Source organism: Acidovorax sp. Root568, from assembly GCF_001427445.1.
Classification (GTDB): domain Bacteria; phylum Pseudomonadota; class Gammaproteobacteria; order Burkholderiales; family Burkholderiaceae_C; genus Acidovorax; species Acidovorax delafieldii.
In genome coordinates this window covers 1-21393 of the sequence record NZ_LMGP01000016.1, presented here as the reverse complement: position 1 = coordinate 21393, position 21393 = coordinate 1, and the positions used below count along the sequence as shown (strand labels likewise).

Here is a 21393-nt window from a genome sequence, read left to right as displayed (position 1 = left end):
GGTGGCTCACATGCGTGTGTCTTGCTGGGCCCCGCCGCTCAGGTCCACCATGGCGGACTTGATCTCGGCAAAACGCAGCACCTTGCCTCCGTATTCGGCGGCGAATTTCTGCGCGTCGGCCTCTTGCGCAAAGCTGCCGATGGTGGGGCCCATGGAGCCGTGGCGCTTGCCGCCCACCACGTAGATGGCGGTCTTGCCGTCGATCCAGTGGCCCTGCGGTGCATTCCAGTCGGCTTTGCCCATGTCCTGCACGTACACGGCCTGCACGGCGCGCACTTGTTCGCCGGCCAGCAGGGTGCTGAACAGCTCCACCGTGTCGCAGAAGAACGAGGGCTTGTCCTGCCCCGCAAAACGCACCTGCGCCTTGGGGCCGGGGTAGTCGGCCAGCAGCATGCCGTCGAGTTCGCAGCTGGTGGTGCGGTCGATCTCCACGGGTTTCAGGGACTGCGCGCTGTTGTCTGCCTGGCTGCAGCCGGTCAGGCCCGTGAGGCCGGTGAGCGTGCCCAGCGATGTGAGGGCCGCCCAGCCCAGCAGTTGGCGCCGTGTGGCGCACGCGCATTGGTATTGGTTGTGGGATTTTTTCGTCATGGCTTGAATCTCCAGCTCGCCAGGCCCAGGGGCACCACAATCCAGCCCGCCATCACCGCGCCCATCAGCCATGGCTTGGCCAGGGCAGGGGGCACGATGCTGGTCAGGCCGTACAGGGTGCGCACGTCGTCCAGCGAGAACACGTTGAGGATGCGGAAAACGTCGGCCGGGTTGAGCAGCAGCAGGTAGGCCATGGCCTCGCCGCCCACACTGCCGCCCGTGGCCACCAGGGCACCCAGCAGCAGCAGGTCAAACACCAGCACAAAAAAGAACCAGGCGGTAATCGCCAGCCCCGAGGCGCGTGTGCGCTCGTGCGTGAGCACCGACAGCAGCACGGCCAGGCTCAAAAAGGCCAGCCCCAGCAGCACCGAGCTGAGCATGAAGCCGCCGTAGTGGAACAGCGCAGCCCAGCTGAACTGCCGGACCAGCAGCACCGCCACCAGCCCGAACCCCGCCAGCGTCGAGAGCGTAAGCGCCGCCGCCAGCCCCAGGTACTTGCCCAGCAGCAGCTCCAGCCGCGTGATGGGCAATGACAGCAGCAGATCGAGCGAGCCGCGCTCGCGCTCGCCCACGATGGCGTCAAAGCCCAGCAGCAGCGCGATCAGCGGGATGAGGTAGATCACCAGGCTGACCAGGCTGGCGATGGTGAACTCGATGGAGCGAAAACCCACCGTGCCCTGCTGTGCGCCGCCAAAGTAGGCGATGGCCAGCGAGAACACGGTGAACACGAGCGCCACGGCCAGCACCCAGCGGTTGCGCATGCGGTCGCGGAACTCTTTGCCCGCGATGGTGAAGATTTGTTGGAATTCCATGGCTAGCCCTTGCGCAGGTCAAAGTACACATCCTCAAGCGAGGGTTCCTGGATCTGCAGGTCCTGCAGCGCGGTGCCCAGCGGTGCCAGCGCACCCAGCACGGCCATCTTGCTGCCGCGCGGGCAGTCCACATGCAGGCCTTCCGCCGTTTCCGTCCCGGTGACGCCGGGCACGGCAGAGAGCAGTCCCAGCGCGGCAGGCCGGTCGGCCGCGGCCAGGGTGAGGTGGATGGTCAGCGGCATGTGCGCCTGCTCGCGCAGTGCCTGCACGCTGCCCAGGGCCTGCAGCTTGCCGGAGGCCAGGATGGCCAGGCGGTCCACGCGCTCCTGCAGTTCGGCCAGGATGTGCGAGGTGATGACGATGGTCACGCCACCCGCTTGCAGCTCGCGCAGCGTGGCGTAGAAGTCGCGGATGGCCTGCGGGTCCAGGCCGTTGGTGGGCTCGTCGAGCAGCAGCACCTGGGGCTCGCCCAGCAGGGCCTGTGCAAACCCCAGGCGCTGGCGCATGCCCTTGGAGTATTCGCGCACGGCGCGGTTGCCCGCGTGGGCCAGGCCCACGCGTTCCAGCAGCGCGGGGCATTGTGTGAGGGGCGCACCCTTGAGGCGGGCGAAGAAACGCAGCGTTTCCAGCCCGTTCAGGTTGTCGTAGAGCACCACGTTCTCGGGCAGGTAGCCCAGGTGGCGGCGGGCGGCACGAAAGTCGCGGCCCTGCACCGTGGCCCCGCCCACCCGGATTTCGCCCGAGGTGGCGGGTGTGAGGCCCAGGATCATCTTGAACAGCGTGCTCTTGCCCGCGCCGTTGTGGCCGATGAGGCCAAAGATCTCGCCGCGCGCGATGCGCAGGTCGATGCCGTCCACGGCGTGCAGTGCGCCGTAGTGCTTGTGCGCGCCCCGCACCTCGATGGCGGGGGGCTCGCTCAGGTCAATGGGGGGAGGGTTGCGTGTCACGCTGAAAATTCCGTTGGGGTTGGTTCGGTTGCATGCGGGGCTTGGGGTCCACCACCGTGGGCACGCGCAGCACCGGAAATTGCTGGCCCACCAGGCGCAGTGCCTGCACGGCAGGGCTGGCCAGCAGCAGCTTGATGGCGGGGTGGCGCCAGGTCAGGCGGTCCACCATGTCGTTGGCTTCGTAGGGCACATCGCCCACGCCGTTGCCGTCGCGGTCCCAGCCCAGGTAGTTGCTCCAGTGGTTGCCGCCGCCGGTGCCCCAGCGCTCGTCGCGGGCGCCTACGTAGCGCACCTGTTCGCGGTTGCCGACGAAGTCGTTGTTGTCCACCTTGTTGCGGGTGGAGCCGGCCGACAGGTGCACGCCCACCGTGTTGCGCGCCACCAGGTTGCCGCGCAGGGTGACGTACTCCACGTCGTAGATGAAGAAGCCCCGGTTGTTCTCGGCCACCACGTTGTTCTCGATCACCGAGTCCTGCATGGTGCGCAGCATGATGCCGTGGTCGGTGTTGCCCCAGGCGCGGTTGTTGCGCACCACCTGGTCGCGCACTTCCATCAGCGCCAGGCCGCCCCGGTTGTAGTAGGTGTCGTTGTCCTCCCACAGGTTGTAGTAGGAGTTCATGTAGTGCGTGCCGTAGCGGCTGTGGTGCAGCTTGTTGCCCCGGAACACGGCGTGGTGCGATACGTCCACATACAGCGCGTCGCGCACAAAGCTGATCTGGTTGCCCTCGATGCGAGCGCCCGTGGTGTTGTACAGCTGCACGCCATTGCCGCGCTGGGACGAGCCCACATCGCGCAGGCCGGTGATGGTGTTGTGCAGCACCTGCACGTCGTTGGCCTTCTCGATCCACAGGCCGAACAGGTTGTAGGTGAGGTCGTTGTGGCGCACCACGGCACGGTGGGCACCGGGGTAGATGTAGATGCCCGCGTTCTGGTCCTTGAGGCTGGTGCCCGAGTCGCGCACGATCAGGCCCTCGATCACCACGTCGGGCGCGGTGACTCGGATGGTGTCGCCCGTCTGGCCGCCGCTGAGCGTGGGGCGGTCGATGCCGCGCAGCGTCAGGGCTTTGTCGATGCGCAGGTTCACGCGGTAGGCGCCGCGCAGCACCTCCACCGTGTCGCCTGGCGCAGCGGCCGTGATGGCAGCTTGCAGGTCTTGCCCGGGGCGCACCTGCACGGTGGCAGCGTGGGTGGGCAGGGCCAGCAGGCACGCAGCCAGCGCCACGAATGCGGTGGCAGCAAGGGGGGGCTTCATCACGCCAACCCCACCACGGCCTTGATGGCCAGGAACAGCGCCGCGCCGATCAGCAGGTTCTTGAAGCCCACATAGCTCAGCATGTCCATCACGCCCGCCTGGCGGTACTGGCCCTGCCACCACGGGCCGTCTTTCACATAGCGCTTGCCCGATAGGCGGATCAGCACCTCGTACACGCTCCAGCCAAACCACCAGCCGATGATGGCGCCCGACGACAACGTGCCCAGGGCGGTCATCACCCAGGCCACGCTGGCGGCGATGGCCAGCGAGAAGCCTGCGATCTGCAGGCCACGGCCAGATGCCCAGCCTTCGCGGCTCCAGGGCCACAGGTGGTCCACCAGCTCCAGCCAGATCCAGCGCAGGCCTTGGCTTCCAGTCTTGTGGGCGGGGTGTGCAGGCGTTGTGGGCATGCGTGGGTCGGGCCCCTGGGCGGCCTTGGCCGAAATCTGATCCTGCACCGTAGCGGGGTGGATCGGGATGAAGTAGCCGTTCGCGCCGATGGGCGTGATCTCCAGGCCGTCCTTTTCGCGGCGCTTGCGCTCTTTTGCCAGGGGCGGGCAGCCCTTGGTGTCGGTGTAGAGCACCATGCAGTCCAGGCAGTGCAGGCATTCGCGATGGTCGATGCGGCCATCGGCGTCAATCGCCTGGGCGCCGCAGCCCACGGCGCAGGCCTTGCAGCTGTTGCAGTCCTGCTTGCGCTTGAGGCCAAACCAGCGGAACGTGCTGGGCATGGCCAGCGAGGCGCCCAGTGGGCAGATGTATTTGCAATAGGGCCGCTCGATGAAGATCGACACGCCCAGGATGGCCGCCACAAACAGGCTGTAGGGCCAGGCGCGGTTCAGCACACCGACGAGGAAGGTGGTCTTGAACGGCTCCACCTCGGCGAGCTTTTCGGCCAGCCCCATCGAGAACATCGACACCACCAGCAACCCGAAGAACACCGCGTACTTGACCCACTTGAGCCGGTCGTGCCACTTCTGCGGCAGCTGGGCCTGAAAGCGCTTGAGGCCCACCGCGCGCGCGATCTTGTAGATGCCCTCCTGCAGCGAGCCAAACGGGCACATCCAGCCGCAGAACAACCCGCGCCCGAACAGGAAGACGGTGACGATGATGAAGATCCAGAACAGGAAGATGAACGGGTCGGACAGGAACAGCGACCAGGTCCACTGGAACAGCAGCGCGTGGAACCAGGTCAGCACCTGCGTGATGGAGGGCTGCGCCATGGCGCCAAAACCGATCCAGCCAATGCTGAGGGCCCAGAAGCTGTACTTGAAGGCGTTGACGGGCCACTTGTTCTTGTGGGTGGACAGGCGGGTGAGCTTTTCGCGCAGGGCGTAGACCACGCTCACGGCGACCAGCAGCACGGCGAACAGCGCGATCTCGACCGCGCGCGACTTCCACACGCGCACCCAGGGGGCGTCGGGCTCGTTGATGGTAGGGCGCCCGCCTTGCAGCGTGGCGGCGGGCAGCCAGTAGGGCGTGTCAAAGCTGGTGAAGCTGCGTGTGCCGGTGGCCCGGTCCACGCGGTTGCCCAGAAAGCTCAGCTTCCACGGATAGGCCGCCGAGAACGCACTCGAGCGGATGATGAAGATGACCGATTCGTTGTAGCTGGGTGCGCCTGCGGCCTCGATGCCGTACAGGTTGAGCGCGTCCAGGTCGCGGAAGGTGAACGAATCTGCGCCTTGGCGCACCTGCACGCGGTCGTAGAGGCCGCCGCGCACAAAGCCCGAGCCCTTGAACGATTCCTTGCCACCGGTGCGGACGATGAAGAAGGCGTGTTCGCCCTCCTTGAGCTGCAGGCGCAGGTTGTTCCAGCCGTTGTCGCCCAGCAGGCTCTTGCCAATGTCGGGGTGGTTCAGATCACCAAACCACAGCTCGATGAACGGGTCGGGGCCTTTGTCCAGGCCCACCTGTTCGGGCAGCACCCGCAGGCGCTGCACGGTGCCTTGTTGCACCAGTTCGGCCCAGCTCAGGCGTTTGCCGGTTTCGGCATAGCGTGCGGGCTCGCGCACCGTGGGCGCGAGGATGCCCACCTGCCGCGCCACGGCCGAGCCCGAGGCCATCATGACCTGGTTCTGCGCGATGACGGTGACCGTGGCGCCCGAGATGGCGTCGAGGCCCAGCACGTTTTCATCGGGGCGCGACTGGCCCACCTCGATCTTGTCGGCCACCGACTTGCCCAGGTACTGGGCGTTGAATTTCAGCAGCGCGGATTCAGGGATGCCCAGCAGCAGGATGGGCTCGGAATGTTTGAGCACCTTCACGCCCACGAAGCGACCTTGTGTGTCCATGCCGATCAGCGTGACCACGGGCTTGCCCGAGTAGGCAGGGGTGTCCGTGATGTCGGTGGAGAGCATCACGTAGCCCAGCAGCTTCTTTTGCGCGCTGTCGTTGTCGTAAGCCTCTACGTAGGGCGGCTGGCCCTTGCGTTCAGAGAAATGGCTGGCGCCGGGAAACACGTCCTTGCACGGCACCAGCGCGCACATGTCGCGCGCGGTAGGCAGGTCCGCAGGCAGTTCGGCCTCGTAGGCGCCTGCCGCAGCATGCGCGCGCGGCGCCAGCCAAAGTGCTGCCAACAAGACCAGAAGAAGCGTGGCGAACTGCCGACGGAGGGAAATCATGGAACTATCTTTTTGATAGCTGCCGGCGCATATTCTTCAAGCGCTAGCGGCCAATATGATTCGAAATGGGGCACAAACGTGACAACTGGCGCGCCCCAGGCGAGAGCAGCCAAGCAAGGGCCGCCCCGCCGCGAGGGCTGCGTCCCCCTTCCCGAATCGCGCAGCGATTCGAGAGAAGGGGGAAGGCGCGCAGCGCCTCAGGGGGATGCTCCGAATCACCCCTCCACGATCATGCGGGTGCGCATTTCCAGATGCAGCGCATGGCAGAAGTGCGTGCAATAGCACCAGAACACACCGGGCTTGTCGGCCACAAAGCTCACCGACTTGGTCTCCAGCGGGTTCACGATGAAGTTCACGTTGTAGTTCGGGATCGCAAAGCCGTGGGTCAAGTCTTCGATCTTGTCCAGGTTGGTCAGGATCAGCGTGACCTCATCGCCCTTCTTGAGCTTGAACTCGCGCAGGCTGAACGCCGGGGCTTGCGAGGTCATCTTCACGGTGACCTTCTTGCCATTGCGGAACACGCCGGACTCCTTGGGGTCCTTGACGGCCAGCGGGAACTCGTCGAGCGTGTAGACCTGCTTGGGACGCACCAGGTCGCGCTTGAAGATGATGAAGTCATGGGGCTCGCCACGCACAGGGTGGTCGGCCAGCAGCACCATCTTTTCGCCAGAGATGTCGATGAGCTGTTCGTTCTCGGGGTGCAGCGGGCCCACGGGCAGGAAGCGGTCCTTGGAGAACTTGCAACCCACCGCCAGGATCTTGCCGTCGGCGGCCTTGGTTTCGGACTGCGACGCGTTCAAGTGGCCGGGCTGGTATTGCACATCGAGGCGGTCCACCACGTACTTGGCGGTCTTGTCGCCTGCGTGGAACTTGATGGCAGCCTCCACGTTCCACTTCACGACCTGGCTGTCCAGGAACAGGGTGGTGTAGGCATTGCCACGGCCGTCGAACGCGGTGTGCAGTGGGCCCAGGCCCAGCTCCACTTCGGCCACGATGGCGGAGTCCAGCTTTTCGAGCTTGCCGTCAAAGTAGTCCAGCACCTTGGCCAGCTCGATCACGGTGCCAGTGGGCGAGAGCTTACCGGCGCAGATGAAGTACTTGCCATCGGGGCTGGCGTTCACGCCGTGCGGGTTCTTGGGCACCGACACATAGGCGGTGAGGGCCGTCTTTGGGTCCGTGTTGGCTTCGTGCGTGCCGTCCACCACAGGTACCTTGCTGGTGCCGATGGTCTTGAACTTGCCAGCCTTCACGGCGGCCTCGATGCGGCCCACGTTGAAGAACAGGCAGGCGTCGCGTTCGGCGGACATCATGTCCTCGTACTTCGCGCCCATCTCGGTGTTGTACTGGTTGGTGGCGGCCAGCTTGCCGTCGTACGACGTGGCCACCAGGTCGCAGTTGCCGTCGATCAGCACTTGCCAGCGCACTTCCATCGTTTCTGCATCCACGCAGCTGAACATGGAGCGGTATTTGCTGGAGTCTTCGGTGCCCGTGTTGGGCATGGGAATGGCGAACTCACCGCCGCAGAACACGCGCGTGGTGTAGTTGATGGCCGGGTCCACCGGGTCGGCCTTGTCCGGGAAGATGCCGTGAAAGCCCTGCACGTTGGGCAGTTTGGTGATCTTGTCGCACACAAAGTAATCGAGGCGGATGCGCGCGATGCGGCTGTTGATCTTGTCGTTGATCCAGGCGTAGCGGCCGTCGTAGTTGCCGTCCTTGTACGAGGCGTGCGTGTGGTGGGTGTCGGCCACCGTGTATTCGAGGTGGCCATCGGCCTTGGTGCCCATCACGGCCTTGGATTCGTTGGTGATGCCCCAGCCCACCAGTGCGTCAGGCACGAAGCAGGGGATGCGTGTGATTTCGCGGCCCGAGGGCAGGCCCAGCACGCGCATGTCGCCCGTATGGCCGCCGCTCCACAGACCGTAGTAGGTGTCCAGTTCGCCGGGCTTGAGGTGGGGGTTGGCACCGCCGGCCGCGTGGCTGGCGGCGGGGGCTGCCGATGCCGGTGCCGCAGGTGTGGCGGCGCTGGGCTTTTCGTTGCAGGCGGCAACGCCTGCGGTCAGGCCCACCAGGGCTGCCGTGTTGATGAAACTGCGTCGGCCCAGGCCAGCAGCGGGAAGGGAACTGTCTTTTCTCTCGGTCATGGTTTTCCTCTTGGGGATCGCTCAGTTGAAAAGGGGTGGTGCACGCGCAGGGGGGCTGAGCGCCATCCCTGTGCGAGCGGAAAGTGATGTGTGAAAGAGGGGCGCCAATGGAGGCGCTGCCGCGGTGGTGTTTGCTGTGATCGGGGTAGCGGGTGGAGCGTCGGCGGCCAGGCACAAGGGGCAATCAAGGCCGGCGCTATCTGCCGCCACCAGGCCCTCTGCGGTCTTCACCACCAGCCGGGTGCCACCGGTGCCGGAGCAGACCAGCTCCAGGGCACGGGGCGCTATCAGCGGCGAAGCCGCTGCTGCAGCCAGCGCCATGACAAACCACGCCAGCAACCAAAGGCGCAGGGTTCGTACGGTTGGATGGCTTTGCATGGGGCGGATAATAGATTCACGTAATATGAATCAATTTGATCTGGATCATGTTCTGGCGAGGCCTGTAACTGCCCAAAAGGGCCTGTTGCCTCTAAAGTTCATGCACCGGTCTGAAGTGGCGCTGCATGCATTTCGTGCGCAGTCACAGGCCCCCTCAGATGTTTTTAACCATCAAGAACAGGATGTATGCGATGCAAAAGAAAACCGAGTGGGTCGCCGTAGCGATCTTGGCCGCGCTGCTGGCCGGTTGTGGCGACAAGAAGTCGGAACCTGCACCTGCTGCCGCACCCGCTGCAGCGACGACCCCGGCGCCCGCGGCGGCCCCTGCCGCCCCGGCTGTCGCAGAAAACGAAGTGGGCAAGGGCGTGTTCGGCAAGACCTGCGCCATGTGCCATGCCGCGGGCGTGGCCGGTGCCCCCAAGCCAGGCGACAAGGCCGATTGGGGCCCGCGCATTGCCCAGGGCAAGGACACGCTGTACAAGCACGCTATCGAGGGCTTTACCGGGGCCAAAGGCATGATGCCTGCCAAGGGAGGCTCCGCCAACCTGACCGATGACGAGGTCAAGGCCGCCGTGGACTTCATGGCCGACAAATCGCTCTGAGCGCAGACGCCATGCAGCAAGCTTCTCTGCATTCCCACGGTCTGTTGCGCCGTCGCATGGTGATGGCGCTGCCCTTGCTGGGTGGTGCGACCTGGGGCGCCAGCGCGGCAGCCCACGCGAGGGTGGTGTCTGAACGCAGCTCGCGGCCACTGATGGGCACGCAGGTGGATATGGCTGTGGAGGGTGTTGACGCCCTGCTGCTGCGCCGCGCCATGGACCGGGCCTATGCCGAGATGCAGAGGCTGGAGGCGCTCATGAGCCGCTACCAGCCACGCAGCGTGGTCAGCCGCATCAACCTGGCTGCGGGCGTGACGCCGGTGCAGGTTCCGGCCGAGGTCATGGCGGTGCTGCAAAGCGCACAGCGTGTGTCGGCAGCGAGCCATGGGGCCTTTGATGCCACTGTGGGAGCTTTCAGGTCCTGGAACTTTGGCCCTGGCGAAAAGGTGGTGCCAGGCGCCAGCGAGATCGCGCGGCAACTGCCGCTGGTGGATGCACGCGGTCTGGTGCTGGATGTCGCCGCAGGCACTGCCTACCTGGCTCGCCAGGGCATGGCGCTGGATTTGGGTGGCATCGCCAAACTCCCGATTCTGAAAGCCGGCATGGACATGCTGCGCTCCGAAGGGGTCGAGAATGCCATGATCAATGGTGGCGGTGATGTGCTGACCCAGGGGTTATGGCAAGGCAGACCCTGGCGTGTGGGCTTGCGCGACCCGCGGTCTCCCGAGCGCTTGCTGGGCGTCGTGGCGGTGGCAGGCACCGGTGTGGTGGCCTCTTCAGGGGACTATGAACGCTTCTTCTTTCACGAAGGCCAGCGCCAGCACCATGTACTCAACCCGCGTACGGGGCGCCCGGCATCCGGGGTGCATGGCGTGAGTCTGGTGGCGCGGGATGTGGCAGCCGTCAACGGACTGGGCGCCGCGCTCATGGTGAAGGGCCCGCAGGCGGGCAGGGCGCTGGCGCAGCGTATGCCGGGGCTGGCTGTGTTGATCGCCGGGCAGGATGGTGGTGTCTGGCAGTCTGCCGCCATGTCGGCCTTGCTCGAGCCTATGCCGTCTTGAGTCGGTTGTGGCTCTGAGCGAGCTGGCGGGCCTTTGCGAGATGGTCTCCAGACACTCAGCCCGGGGCCTGGGCCTGCTCGCAGTGCACCTGCAGCAGCTCCCGCTGTCCCAGCGTGGCGCCGAAACGCACGGCGCTCAGGCACCCCCCCCATACACAGCCAGTGTCCAGGCCCAGCAGGTCGCTGCGGTTGAGCCACCCCAAGGTGGACCAGTGGCCAAAGGCCATCAGCGTGCCAGCGGTGCGCCGGCCCGGCACATCAAACCAGGGCATCAGGCCCTCTGGGGCAGCGCTGGCGCTTTCGGTGCTTTCAAAATCCATCACACCCTCGGATGAGCAAAAGCGCATGCGCGTTAGCGCGTTCACGATCACGCGCAGCCGGTCGGAGCCTGTGAGGGTATCGCTCCAGTGGTCCGGCGTGTTGCCATACATGCTGTGCAAGAAGGCGGGCAGGTCCGGGCTACCCAGCACGGCATGGACCTCCTGCGCGCGTTCCAGGGTGTCTGTGGGGGTCCAGGTGGGGACCACGCCCGCATGCACCATCAGCAGGGTCTGGCCGGCATGCTCGTGGGCCCGTGCCAATGGCTGGTGGCGCAGCCACTCGAGCAAAGCGCTGCGGTCTGGGGCGTCGAGCACCGAGGCCAGGGTGTCCCGGCGCGAAGGCTTGCGTGCGCCGTGTGCGGCAGCGAGCAAGTGCAGGTCGTGGTTGCCCAGCAGGCAGCGGATGGCGTCGCCCTGCTGCATGCAGCGGCGCAGCACGGCGGCGGAGTCGGGGCCGCGGTTGACGAGGTCCCCCAGCAGGTACACCGTGTCACGGCTGGCAGAAAAGCCGATGGTGTCCAGCAGGCGCCCCAGGGCGTCGTCGCAGCCCTGAATGTCGCCGATACAGTAAAGTGCCATGATGGTCGTCGGTTGCAAACCTGATTGAGTGAAGCATGGATTTTCTGCTGATCGCGCTGCTGACCCTGCTCAACGGCGTGTTCGCGATGTCCGAGCTGGCGCTGGCGTCAAGTCGAAGGTCGCGGCTGACCGCCATGGCCGAGGCGGGTGACAAGGGCGCACAGGCCGCTCTGGCGCTGCTTGAGAACCCCACGCAGTTTTTGTCCTCGGTGCAAGTGGGCATCACCTCCATTGGCATGCTCAACGGCATTCTCGGAGAGGCTGCTTTCAGCGATGACCTGGGGCTGTGGCTGCAGCAGCTCGGGATGCCTGTGCGGGCCGCCAGCATCACCGCCACCGCGCTGGTGGTAACCGTCATCACCTTCGTCACCATCGTGTTTGGCGAACTGGTGCCCAAACGCATCGGACAGCTCTATCCCGAGGCGGTGTCCCGCCTGGTGGCGCGACCCATGGCCTGGGTGGCCCGGGTGGCCAAGCCTTTTGTGCGCCTGTTGTCGCTCTCAACCCAAGGGGTGCTGCGCCTGATGCAGGTGGACAACACAGCAGGGCGTTCGGTCACGGAAGAAGAAATCGTTGCCAGCCTGGAAGAAGGGCGCGAGGCCGGTGTGATCGAGCACCATGAGCACCAGATGGTGCAAAACGTGTTTCGCCTGGATGATCGGCCATTGACCTCGCTGATGGTGCCGCGCAGTGATGTGGGCTGGCTCGATGCAGGGTGGTCGGTGTTGCAGGGCTTGCAGCAGGCGGGCCGTGGCGGCGAGCATGCCGCGCATTCGTGGTACCCCGTGTGTCGCAACTCTCTGGACGAGGTGGTGGGTATTGTGAGCGTGGCCCGGTTGCTGGAGCTGGGGCCTGATGCGCCCGGCACGCTGGAACAGTATGTGAAGCCCGCCGCCTTTTTGCCCGAGACCTTGAGCGGCATGGAGCTGCTGGAGCAGTTTCGGGCGCGCTCGGGGCGCATGGTGTTTGTGGTGGACGAATATGGCGTGGTGCAAGGCATCATGACCCCGCACGATCTGCTCGAAGCCATTACCGGTGAATTGCAGCCCGGCGCTGCCGCCGATGCCTGGGCCACCCCGCGTGGTGATGGCGCATGGCTGCTGGATGGGCTGATGCCTGTGTCCGAACTCAAGGCCCGCCTGGATATTCGAGATCTGCCGCAGGAAGACCGTGGGCGGTATAACACCCTGGCGGGGTTTTTGATGGCAGAAACGGGGCATTTACCTGCCGTAGGCGAACAGATTGTGTGCGTGGGCTGGATATTCGAGGTGCTGGCCCTGGAGGGCAAACGCATTGACCGCGTATTGGCACAGCCTGACAGCGCACTTTGAAGCCTTTGTGGCTTCTTGGACCACCGGCTGTCCAGGTGCTGAATATGCCAGGCAGTATTTTTGTGGTTTCTTAATGCAAAATCTTTACCCCGGCGTGTGCTCGCAGCGGTTATCCATATAATCGCGTTGTCACTAACCCCATTTTCTTATTCAGACACCATGACCAGCTACAAAGAACTTTTGAAGCAGCGTGAAGCGCTTGAGCAACAAATCAGCGAAGCCCGTCGCCGAGAATTGTCGGACGCTGTTTCCCAAGTGCGCGCCTTGGTGGCCGAATATGGTCTGACCGCCCAGGATGTGTTCCCCGCAGGCAAGGCCGCAGGGAAAACTGGCCGCAGCTCTACGGCAGGCACCAAAGTGGCCCCCAAATACCGCGACCCGGCGACTGGCCAGACATGGACCGGCCGTGGCAAGGCACCCAAGTGGATTCAGAACGAAAACCGCGAAAAGTTCGCCATCTGAGAATCGGCATTCGCTGCACTCAAAAAAAATAGCCCGCAACTGCGGGCTATTTTTTTGGGTGGCCTGGCACGGGGCGCCGAACTACCCAGCCTGGCCCCACACCTGGAGCCTTCATACATCGCTGGCGACACAAAATCTGCGCCCTGCATTCACTGGGTGGATACCGCAAAATCACGCTATCCCAACCAGCCACTGCCCACGGAACCCAAAAATTCGGTCCGCGTGTGGTGGTTCAACGCACCCCAGGCAGTCAATCCGCAGCATATTGCTGCGCCATCTCCCGCAGTACCTGGGCAGTAAATGCGTCGGCCGGGAAAAACGATTCCACCGCCAGCTCCTGCAGCGTCACATCCACTGGCGTGCCGAATATCGTCGTGGTGCTGATGAGCGACAGCATGCCGTGCATGCTATTGAAACAAAACGGCATCACCACACCCAGCATTTCTCCCGCCATGACGAGTGGTGTGGATTCATCGGGCGCGGGGTATTCCAGCAGTTCGGCCTGCAGGGCCAGCAATGCCGGGTCCCCCGTGGCATGAATCTGCTGGCGCAGGCGCTCAAAGAGGTGGTGGCGCCATTGCGCCAGATTGGCGATGCGTGACGCCAGGCCGTCGGGGTGCAGGCTCAGGCGGAACACGTTGATGGGGGGCACGAGCAGTTCAGGGCTCACGTGCGCGGCCAGCAAGGCCTGCGCTGCGCGGTTGGCAGCCACCACGTTCCAGCAGCGGTCGAGCGCGATGGCGGGGCAGGGCTCATGGCCCTTGAGCACCAGCTCGACGGCCTGGCGCGCTGCGGTCAGTGCCGGGTCGTCCAGCGCGCGTTCTCGGTACATGGGGGCGTAGCCGGCTGCCACCAGCAGTGCGTTGCGTTCGCGCAGCGGGATGGCCAGGCGCTCGCACAGGCGCAGCACCATGTCACGGCTGGGATTGGTGCGGCCGGTTTCCATGAAGCTCACGTGCCGCGTGGAGATGTCTGCCTCGTCGGCCAGCTCCAGCTGACTCAGGTGCCGCTGCTGGCGCCAGGTGCGCAGGTGGTCGCCAAAACTGGCAGGCCCCGCCGCTGTGCTGCGGTGCGGCAGCGGATGGCGCGGGGTGCGGCGAGAGGGGGTGGAGGGTGCGGACGTCATGCCTCGCATCCTAGGCCCAACCAGGCCGCAGGCCATTACCTGCCATGTCATCGACGCCATGCGCCGCAGCGGCAACGATGCAGCCTTCTTCAACCCCCAAGGAGCTTGCCATGTTGAACCTGTTGTCTTCCCCCTCCCTTTTGCGTGCCGTGGTCTGGTTCGATGCGTCCACCGGGCTGCTGCTGGGCGCCTTGCATCTGCTGCTGACGGCGTCGCTGGCCGAATGGCTGGGTCTGCCGCACGGACTGCTGGTGGTGTCCGGCGTTTTGCTGCTGGGCTACGCAGCACTGGCCACCCGAATTGCCCGCGCGCGCACCATGCCGCGCGGGTGGCTGTGGGCGCTGATCGCTGCCAACTTTGGATGGGCGTTGGCCAGCCTGGTGCTGCTGCTCGGTAACGCCGTGGCACCCACGTTTCTGGGCCAGGCGTACCTGGTGGTGCACGTGGTCTCGGTGGCGCTCATTGCTGAGCTGCAGTGGATGGGTGTGCGCCGCCTGCCTGCTTGGGCTGCTATTTAGTTCTTTTGTGCTATATATTTGATAGCTATTGAGACATAAGGATGTAGCGCTTGGCCGAGTTTTTCCGCAAAAATGGTGAAAAGAGCGTCGTATGAGCCTCTGCGCCAGGGCGGCGGGGCACAGCGGCATACCCCCAACGATTGCGCCGTCATGGGGGACTGCCAGAATAGACGCTGTTGCCTTATCAAGGAGTTCGCCATGGCCTCATCGTCCAAGCCGCTAGCCAAACCGTCGTCCCGACCCGCACGCCACGCCTTTGCCGACACGCTCAAGGGCTTCAAAACGGCGTCGGGCAAGGAGGGCAAGTTCTACTCTCTGCCTGCGCTGACCAAGCAGTTTCCGCAGATCCAGCGTCTGCCGGTGTCGATCCGCATCGTGCTCGAATCGGTGCTGCGCAATTGCGACGGCCGCAAGGTGACGGCCGAGCATGTGCAACAGCTTGCGCACTGGGCGCCCAATGCCGCGCGCACCGACGAGATCCCTTTTGTCGTCTCGCGCGTGGTGCTGCAGGACTTCACCGGTGTGCCTTTGCTGGCCGACCTGGCCGCCATGCGCAGCGTGGCCGCCAAGCTGGGCAAGAACCCCAAGAAGATCGAGCCCCTGGTGCCGGTGGACCTGGTGGTGGACCACTCGATCATGGTCGACCACTACGGCAAGAAGAATTCGCTCGACCTGAACATGAAACTCGAATTCCAGCGCAACAAAGAGCGCTACGAGTTCATGAAGTGGGGCATGCAGGCCTTTGACACCTTTGGTGTGGTGCCCCCGGGCTTTGGCATCGTGCACCAGGTCAACCTCGAATACCTGGCGCGCGGCGTGCACAAGCGCAAGGATGGCGTCTACTACCCCGACACCCTGGTGGGCACCGACAGCCACACCACCATGATCAACGGCATCGGCGTGGTGGGCTGGGGCGTGGGCGGCATCGAGGCCGAGGCCGCCATGCTGGGCCAGCCGGTGTACTTCCTCACGCCCGATGTGGTGGGCTTTGAGATGACCGGCCAGCTGCGCGAGGGCGTGACCGCCACCGACCTGGTGCTCACGGTGACCGAGCTGCTGCGCCAGCACAAGGTGGTGGGCAAGTTCGTGGAGTTCTTTGGCGAAGGCACGCGCACCCTGGCGCTGCCCGACCGCGCCACCATCGGCAACATGGCGCCGGAGTACGGCGCCACCATGGGCTTCTTCCCGGTGGACGAAAAGACCATCGACTACTTCAAGGGCACGGGGCGTACCAAGGGCGAGATCGAAGCCTTCGAGGCCTACTTCAAGGCCCAGGGGCTGTTTGGTGTGCCGCTGGCCGGCGAGGTCGACTACTCGCAGGTCGTCAAGCTCGACCTTGGCAGCGTCACCCCCAGCTTGGCGGGCCCCAAGCGCCCGCAAGACCGCATCGAGCTGGGCAAGGTCAGCAGCCAGTTCGCTGAGCTGTTCAGCAAGCCCAATGCGCAAAACGGCTTCAACCGCCCGGCAGAGCTGCTGCACACGCGCCATCACATCCACCGCCATGGCGAAGCTGCCGCCGAAGAGGCTACGCCAGACGGTAAGCCCACGCCGGCCGGCGCACCGCGCTCGGTGGTCGAGATGGAGGCCAACAAACCCGCACTGGCCACTGCGCACGGCGAGTCCCGCGCAGCCACGCTGCCCGCCAAGGGGGCTGACCCCACAGTGGGCAATGGCGACGTGCTGATTGCCGCCATCACCAGCTGCACCAACACCAGCAACCCCAGCGTGCTGCTGGCTGCAGGCCTCTTGGCCAAGAAGGCGGTGGAGGCAGGCCTCAAGGTGCAGCCGCACATCAAGACCTCGCTGGCCCCCGGCTCGCGCATCGTCACCGAATACCTCACGCAGACCGGGCTGCTGCCGTACCTGGAAAAGCTGGGCTTTGCGCTGGCGGGCTATGGCTGCACCACCTGCATCGGCAACGCGGGCGACCTCACCCCCGAATTGAACGAGGTCATCACCAGCAACGATCTGGTCTGCGCAGCCGTGCTGTCGGGCAACCGCAATTTCGAGGCACGCATCCATCCCAACCTCAAGGCCAACTTTCTGGCCAGCCCGCCGCTGGTGGTGGCGTATGCCATCGCGGGCACGGTGCTCAAAGACCTGATGACCGAACCCGTGGGCAAGGGCAAGGGTGGCAAGGACATCTACCTGGGCGACATCTGGCCCACCAGCGATGAAGTCCACGCCCTGCTCAAGTTCGCCATGAACGGCAAGGCCTTCCGCGAAAACTACGCCAAGGTGGCGACCGACCCCGGAAAGCTGTGGGAGAAGATCAAGGGCGTGAGCGGCACGGCCTACACCTGGCCCGCCAGCACGTACATTGCCGAGCCGCCGTTTTTTGCCCAGTTTGCGCTCGACAAAGGCGCTGCGGCCGCGTCGGCGGTGCACGGCGCGCGCATCATGGCGCTGTTCGGCGACTCCATCACCACCGACCACATCTCGCCCGCAGGCTCCATCAAGGAAAGCTCACCCGCAGGCCAGTGGCTGTTGCAGCACGGCGTGCAAAAGGCAGACTTCAACAGCTACGGCGCCCGCCGGGGCAACCATGACGTGATGATGCGCGGCACCTTTGCCAATGTGCGCATCAAGAACCTGATGATTCCGCCCACCGCCGATGGCTCGCGTGAAGAGGGCGGCGTCACGTTGTTCCAGAACGATGGTCCGCTGCAGGGCGAGAAGATGTTCATCTTCGATGCCGCCATGCAGTACATGGCGCAGGGCACGCCCACCGTGATTTTTGCGGGCGAAGAGTACGGCACCGGCTCCAGCCGCGACTGGGCCGCCAAGGGCACGCAACTGCTCGGCATCAAGGCGGTGGTGGCGGGCAGCTTTGAGCGCATTCACCGCTCCAACCTCGTGGGCATGGGCGTGTTGCCGCTGCAGTTCAAGGCGGGCGATTCTTGGGAAACGCTGGGCCTGACGGGCAATGAGGTGATTGATGTGGTGCCTGATGCCGCACTCACGCCACAGAGCGATGCGAGGCTGGTCATTCACCGTGCCGATGGCACGCGCCAGGAAGTGACGGTGACCCTGCGCATCGATACCCCCATCGAGGTGGACTACTACCAGGCCGGGGGCATCTTGCCGTTTGTGCTGCGCCAGCTGCTGGAGGGTTGAGGGCCCGCTGCATCCTTCTTACTTGCCGCATCGCGCCCTGCGCTGATGCGTGCACGCAACGCCTGGGCGCAGCGCCGTCCCGGGTTGTCTTGGACGGGGCTTTGGCCCCGTTTTTCATGGTGCGAGCGCTCTGGTCATTTCCTTACGCGTAGATACACTTGTGACGTTGTGCGGCCATTTCGCTGGCACTGCCATTCACCCCTTCGTCCATGCCACCTCCCAACAGCTCTCCGACAGCGCGCATGCCCTGGTCGGATGCGCCCGCCATCACCGTGGTGCTGGTGGTGGCAGTGCTGGCGCTGGTCGTGGTGCCGCTGGCGCAGATGCTGGGGGATGGGGCGGGCGCCCAGCACGGGCTGGAACCGTTGCTGGAGCTGGTGGCGGTGCTGCTGGGACTGCTGGTGGTGTCGGTGTCCCTGCACGCCCTGGAGGCGCAGGAGCAGGCGCGCGCCAATGTCCTGGTGGTGGGTTTTGGCGTGGCGGCGGCCTGCAATTTTCTGCACGGGGTGCTGGTGCACTCCGGCCCTGTGCACATGCCGCCGGGCAGTGCCGACATGTCGTTGTGGCTGAGCAGTTGGGCGCGTGTGGCCGAGGCCCTGACCTTGGGGCTCACCGCCACGCGCTTGTCGGCCCCCGGGCCGGCCCGCGCCTGGCTGGCAGCGGCGGGGGGTGTCACGCTGGTGCTGGCAGGGTCGTCGCTGGGGCCGCTGCCCCAGTGGTTTGCCCATGCTGCAGACGGTGCCTTGCGCCAGGTGGTGGCCGTGGGGCTCGCCCTGGCCATGGCCGCCAGCGCGGTGGTGCTGCATCGCCGCAGCCGCAGCGAAGATGCACCGCGTGAACGCCTGTTTGCCTGGGCGGCCGGAGCGTTCGTGTGCGGTGAGGTCACGGTGGGCGCGCTGGGCGGGCATTCGATGCTGGGTGGAGTGCTGTCCCATGGCTTTCGGGTGGTGGCGTATGCGCTGCTGTACCAGGCGGTGTTTGATGCAGGCATCCGCCGCCCGTTCGCGCGCATCCAGGAGGCCGAGAGCCGGTTGCGCGAGAGCGAGGGGCGTCTGTCATTGCTGGGGCGCAACCTGCCGCACAGCGTGTTGTTCCAGATCGTGCGCGAGCTGGATGGCCGGGTGCATTTTGTGCACATGGGCGACGCCATCGAACGGCTGAACGGGGTACGCGTCGAAGACGTGTTGCAGGACCCACGCGTGCTTTACCGGCAGATCCTCCCGGAAGACATAGATCGCCTGCGGCAGGCAGAGCGCCAGTCCTACCTGTCCATGACCAGTCTGGAGGCGGTGTTTCGGGTGCGCCGCACCGACGGCCAGGTGCGCTGGATGCACCTGAGTTCGTCGCCGCGCCGGCTGCAGGATGGCCGGGTGCTGTGGGATGGCGTGCAGACCGACATCACCGCCCACCACCAGGCCGAAGAGGCCGCGCACGCCCAGCAGGCGCTCATGGCCAACACGCTGCGCCATGTGCCGGGTGGTGTGTCGCGGATTGATCGGGACTTGCGCGTGCTGTACGTCAATGAACAGCAGGCACGCTGGCTCTACACCACGCCCCAGGCGCTGGAAGGGCAGCGGCTGCAGGATGTGATCCCGCCCGAAGTGTTCGCGCGCATCCACCCGCATCTTGAAAAAGCCTTTGCGGGCGAGACCGCGGTGTTCGAAAACCGCATTGACGGCCCTGACGGCACACAGTTTCGCCACACCACCATCGCCCCAGAGAGCGTGACGGCGCAAGGGGTGGCAGCCGTGGTGCTGTTTGCCTACGACTTGACGGCGCTCAAGCGCATCGAACAAGAATTGGCCCAGCAGAAGGCGCATCTGGCCAGCGTGGTCAATGCCATGCCGGACATGGTGTTCATGAAGGACACCAACGGGGTGTACCTGTCGGTCAACCCGGTATTCGAGCGTTTTGCGGGCCGGCCCGAACGCGATGTGGTGGGCCGAAACGACTACGACCTGACCAACGCGGCCGAGGCCGAGCGCTTTCGCAAGTACGACCAGCGCGCCATGCAGGCCTGGCAGCCGCTGGTGTATGAGGAAACGCTCACCTTCGCCGAAGACGGCTACCAGGGCCAGTTCGAGACCATCAAGACGCCCATCCGCGATCTGCATGGCCGCGTGACGGGCATCCTGGGCGTGTGCCGCGACATCACAGACCGCAAACGCGCCGAACAAGAGATCGAACGCCTGGCGTTCTACGACGCGCTCACGGGCCTGCCCAACCGCCGCCTGCTGCTGGACCGCCTGCAACGCTCCATCGCCGCCTGCCAGCGNGAGATCGAACGCCTGGCGTTCTACGACGCGCTCACGGGCCTGCCCAACCGCCGCCTGCTGCTGGACCGCCTGCAACGCTCCATCGCCGCCTGCCAGCGCACCAGGAACCTCGGGGCCCTGCTGTTCATCGACCTCGATAACTTCAAAGACCTCAACGACACCCTGGGCCACGACATGGGCGACCAGCTCCTGGCCCAGGTCGCCGCCCGCCTGGTGGGCAGCGTGCGCGAAGCCGACACCGTGGCCCGCTTCGGCGGCGACGAATTCGTCGTCATGCTCGAAGCCCTGGCCCCTGACCTGCAAAACGCCGCCACCCAGGCAGAAACCGTCGCCGAAAAACTCCTGGCCAGCCTGAACCAGCCCTTTGACCTGGACGGCGCCCAGCACTACAGCACCCCCAGCATCGGCATCACCCTCTTTGGCGACGAACGCCTCACCGTGGATGAACTCCTCAAGCGCGCCGACCTGGCCATGTACCAGGCCAAAGCCGCAGGACGCAACACCCAGCGCTTCTTCGACCCCGACATGCAGGCGGCCGTCAACGCCCGCTCCAACCTCGAAGCCGACCTGCGCCAGGGCCTGGCCCGGGGCGAATTGCTCGTGCACTACCAGCCCGTCGTGGACCACCACGCCCGCCTGCTGGGCGCAGAAGCCCTCGTGCGCTGGCGCCACCCCCAGCGCGGCATGATCAGCCCCGGCGACTTCATCCCCCTGGCAGAACAGACCGGCCTCATCCTCCCGCTGGGCCAATACGTGCTCCAGACCGCCTGCGAACAACTGCAGCGCTGGAGCCAGCACCCAGACACCGCCCACCTGTCCATCTCCGTCAACGTCAGCGCCCGCCAATTTCGGCAACCCGGCTTCGTGGCCGAAGTGCTGCAAACCTTGAAGAACCACAACGCAGACCCCCGGCAGCTCAAGCTCGAACTCACCGAAAGCCTGCTGCTGGGCGACATCGAAGACACCATCGCGCGCATGGTGCAGCTCAAGAGCGAAGGCGTGGGGTTTGCGCTGGACGACTTCGGCACCGGCTACTCGTCCCTGTCCTACCTCAAGCGCCTGCCGCTGGACCAGGTGAAGATCGACCAGAGCTTCGTGCGGGACGTGCTGACGGACCCGAACGACGCGGCGATCGTGCGGACGATCCTGGCGCTGGCCAAGAGCCTGGATTTGGAGGTGGTGGCGGAGGGGGTGGAGACGACGGGGCAGCTGTCGTTCCTGAGGCTGCACGGGTGCGAGGGGTTCCAGGGGTATCTGTTTGGAAGG

15 protein-coding genes and 1 pseudogene are annotated in these 21393 nt (G+C 65.2%); 8 read left to right on the top strand and 8 right to left on the bottom strand.

The features are described 5' to 3' along the window. Window positions 1–6 precede the first annotated feature (6 nt). From ASD75_RS14710 to nosZ, 6 genes are all read right to left on the bottom strand, one after another. Window positions 7–588, bottom strand: a complete 582-nt coding sequence (locus tag ASD75_RS14710; protein WP_056746756.1) for a nitrous oxide reductase accessory protein NosL — start codon at window positions 586–588, stop codon at window positions 7–9. Next, window positions 585–1400 carry an ABC transporter permease gene (locus tag ASD75_RS14705; protein WP_056746755.1) on the bottom strand — a complete coding sequence of 272 codons (816 nt, stop codon included), beginning with the start codon at window positions 1398–1400 and terminating at the stop codon, window positions 585–587. Before ASD75_RS14705 ends, ASD75_RS14710 begins: the two co-directional genes overlap by 4 nt. Window positions 1401–1402: 2 nt before the next feature. Next, a complete protein-coding gene (locus ASD75_RS14700) occupies window positions 1403–2347 on the bottom strand; it encodes an ABC transporter ATP-binding protein (RefSeq protein ID WP_082565034.1) in 945 nt (314 codons plus the stop codon). Further along, entirely contained in the window at window positions 2322–3599 is a 1278-nt protein-coding gene (locus ASD75_RS14695) for a nitrous oxide reductase family maturation protein NosD (protein ID WP_192420207.1), read from the bottom strand. The genes ASD75_RS14700 and ASD75_RS14695 overlap by 26 nt, the downstream gene beginning before the upstream one ends. Further along, window positions 3599–6220 carry a NosR/NirI family protein gene (locus ASD75_RS14690; RefSeq protein WP_056746754.1) on the bottom strand — a complete coding sequence of 874 codons (2622 nt, stop codon included), beginning with the start codon at window positions 6218–6220 and terminating at the stop codon, window positions 3599–3601. Before ASD75_RS14690 ends, ASD75_RS14695 begins: the two co-directional genes overlap by 1 nt. A 215-nt stretch (window positions 6221–6435) precedes the next feature. Further along, window positions 6436–8361 (bottom strand): TAT-dependent nitrous-oxide reductase, encoded by a 1926-nt coding sequence (nosZ, locus tag ASD75_RS14685; RefSeq protein ID WP_056746753.1) that lies wholly within the window; start codon window positions 8359–8361, stop codon window positions 6436–6438. 569 nt (window positions 8362–8930) lie between these two features. Here nosZ and ASD75_RS14680 point away from each other — a divergent pair. Beyond that, window positions 8931–9341, top strand: coding sequence for a cytochrome c5 family protein (locus ASD75_RS14680; RefSeq protein ID WP_056746969.1), 411 nt, complete (start codon window positions 8931–8933; stop codon window positions 9339–9341). A gap of 11 nt (window positions 9342–9352) precedes the next feature. Continuing rightward, on the top strand, window positions 9353–10399 hold the full coding sequence (locus ASD75_RS14675; protein ID WP_056746752.1) for an FAD:protein FMN transferase: 1047 nt from the start codon (window positions 9353–9355) through the stop codon (window positions 10397–10399). Between the two features lie 55 nt (window positions 10400–10454). Here ASD75_RS14675 and ASD75_RS14670 read toward each other — a convergent pair whose 3' ends face one another. Beyond that, entirely contained in the window at window positions 10455–11297 is an 843-nt protein-coding gene (locus ASD75_RS14670; RefSeq protein WP_056746751.1) for a symmetrical bis(5'-nucleosyl)-tetraphosphatase, read from the bottom strand. A 35-nt stretch (window positions 11298–11332) separates the two neighbouring features. Here ASD75_RS14670 and ASD75_RS14665 point away from each other — a divergent pair, with 35 nt between their 5' ends. Further along, window positions 11333–12628: a hemolysin family protein gene (locus ASD75_RS14665; RefSeq protein WP_056746750.1), complete on the top strand. Its 1296-nt coding sequence runs from the start codon at window positions 11333–11335 to the stop codon at window positions 12626–12628. Between the two features lie 159 nt (window positions 12629–12787). Continuing rightward, entirely contained in the window at window positions 12788–13090 is a 303-nt protein-coding gene (locus tag ASD75_RS14660; protein ID WP_056058651.1) for an H-NS histone family protein, read from the top strand. A gap of 250 nt (window positions 13091–13340) precedes the next feature. Here the strand turns inward: ASD75_RS14660 and ASD75_RS14655 are convergent, their stop codons facing one another. Continuing rightward, complete coding sequence (locus tag ASD75_RS14655) at window positions 13341–14216, bottom strand: helix-turn-helix domain-containing protein (RefSeq protein WP_056746749.1); 876 nt, start codon at window positions 14214–14216, stop codon at window positions 13341–13343. A 110-nt stretch (window positions 14217–14326) separates the two neighbouring features. Between ASD75_RS14655 and ASD75_RS14650 the strand changes: the two genes are divergently transcribed. From ASD75_RS14650 to ASD75_RS24145, 4 genes and pseudogenes are all read left to right on the top strand, one after another. Further along, on the top strand, window positions 14327–14734 hold the full coding sequence (locus tag ASD75_RS14650; RefSeq protein ID WP_056746748.1) for a hypothetical protein: 408 nt from the start codon (window positions 14327–14329) through the stop codon (window positions 14732–14734). 198 nt (window positions 14735–14932) lie between these two features. Beyond that, window positions 14933–17851 carry an aconitate hydratase gene (locus ASD75_RS14645; RefSeq protein ID WP_056746747.1) on the top strand — a complete coding sequence of 973 codons (2919 nt, stop codon included), beginning with the start codon at window positions 14933–14935 and terminating at the stop codon, window positions 17849–17851. Window positions 17852–18093: 242 nt separating this feature from the next. After that, window positions 18094–20126: pseudogene (locus ASD75_RS24150) on the top strand (PAS domain-containing protein); the annotation flags it as partial. A gap of 1 nt (window position 20127) precedes the next feature. Beyond that, window positions 20128–21393: bifunctional diguanylate cyclase/phosphodiesterase (locus ASD75_RS24145; RefSeq protein ID WP_235511635.1), on the top strand; the 1266-nt coding region annotated here is incomplete at both ends.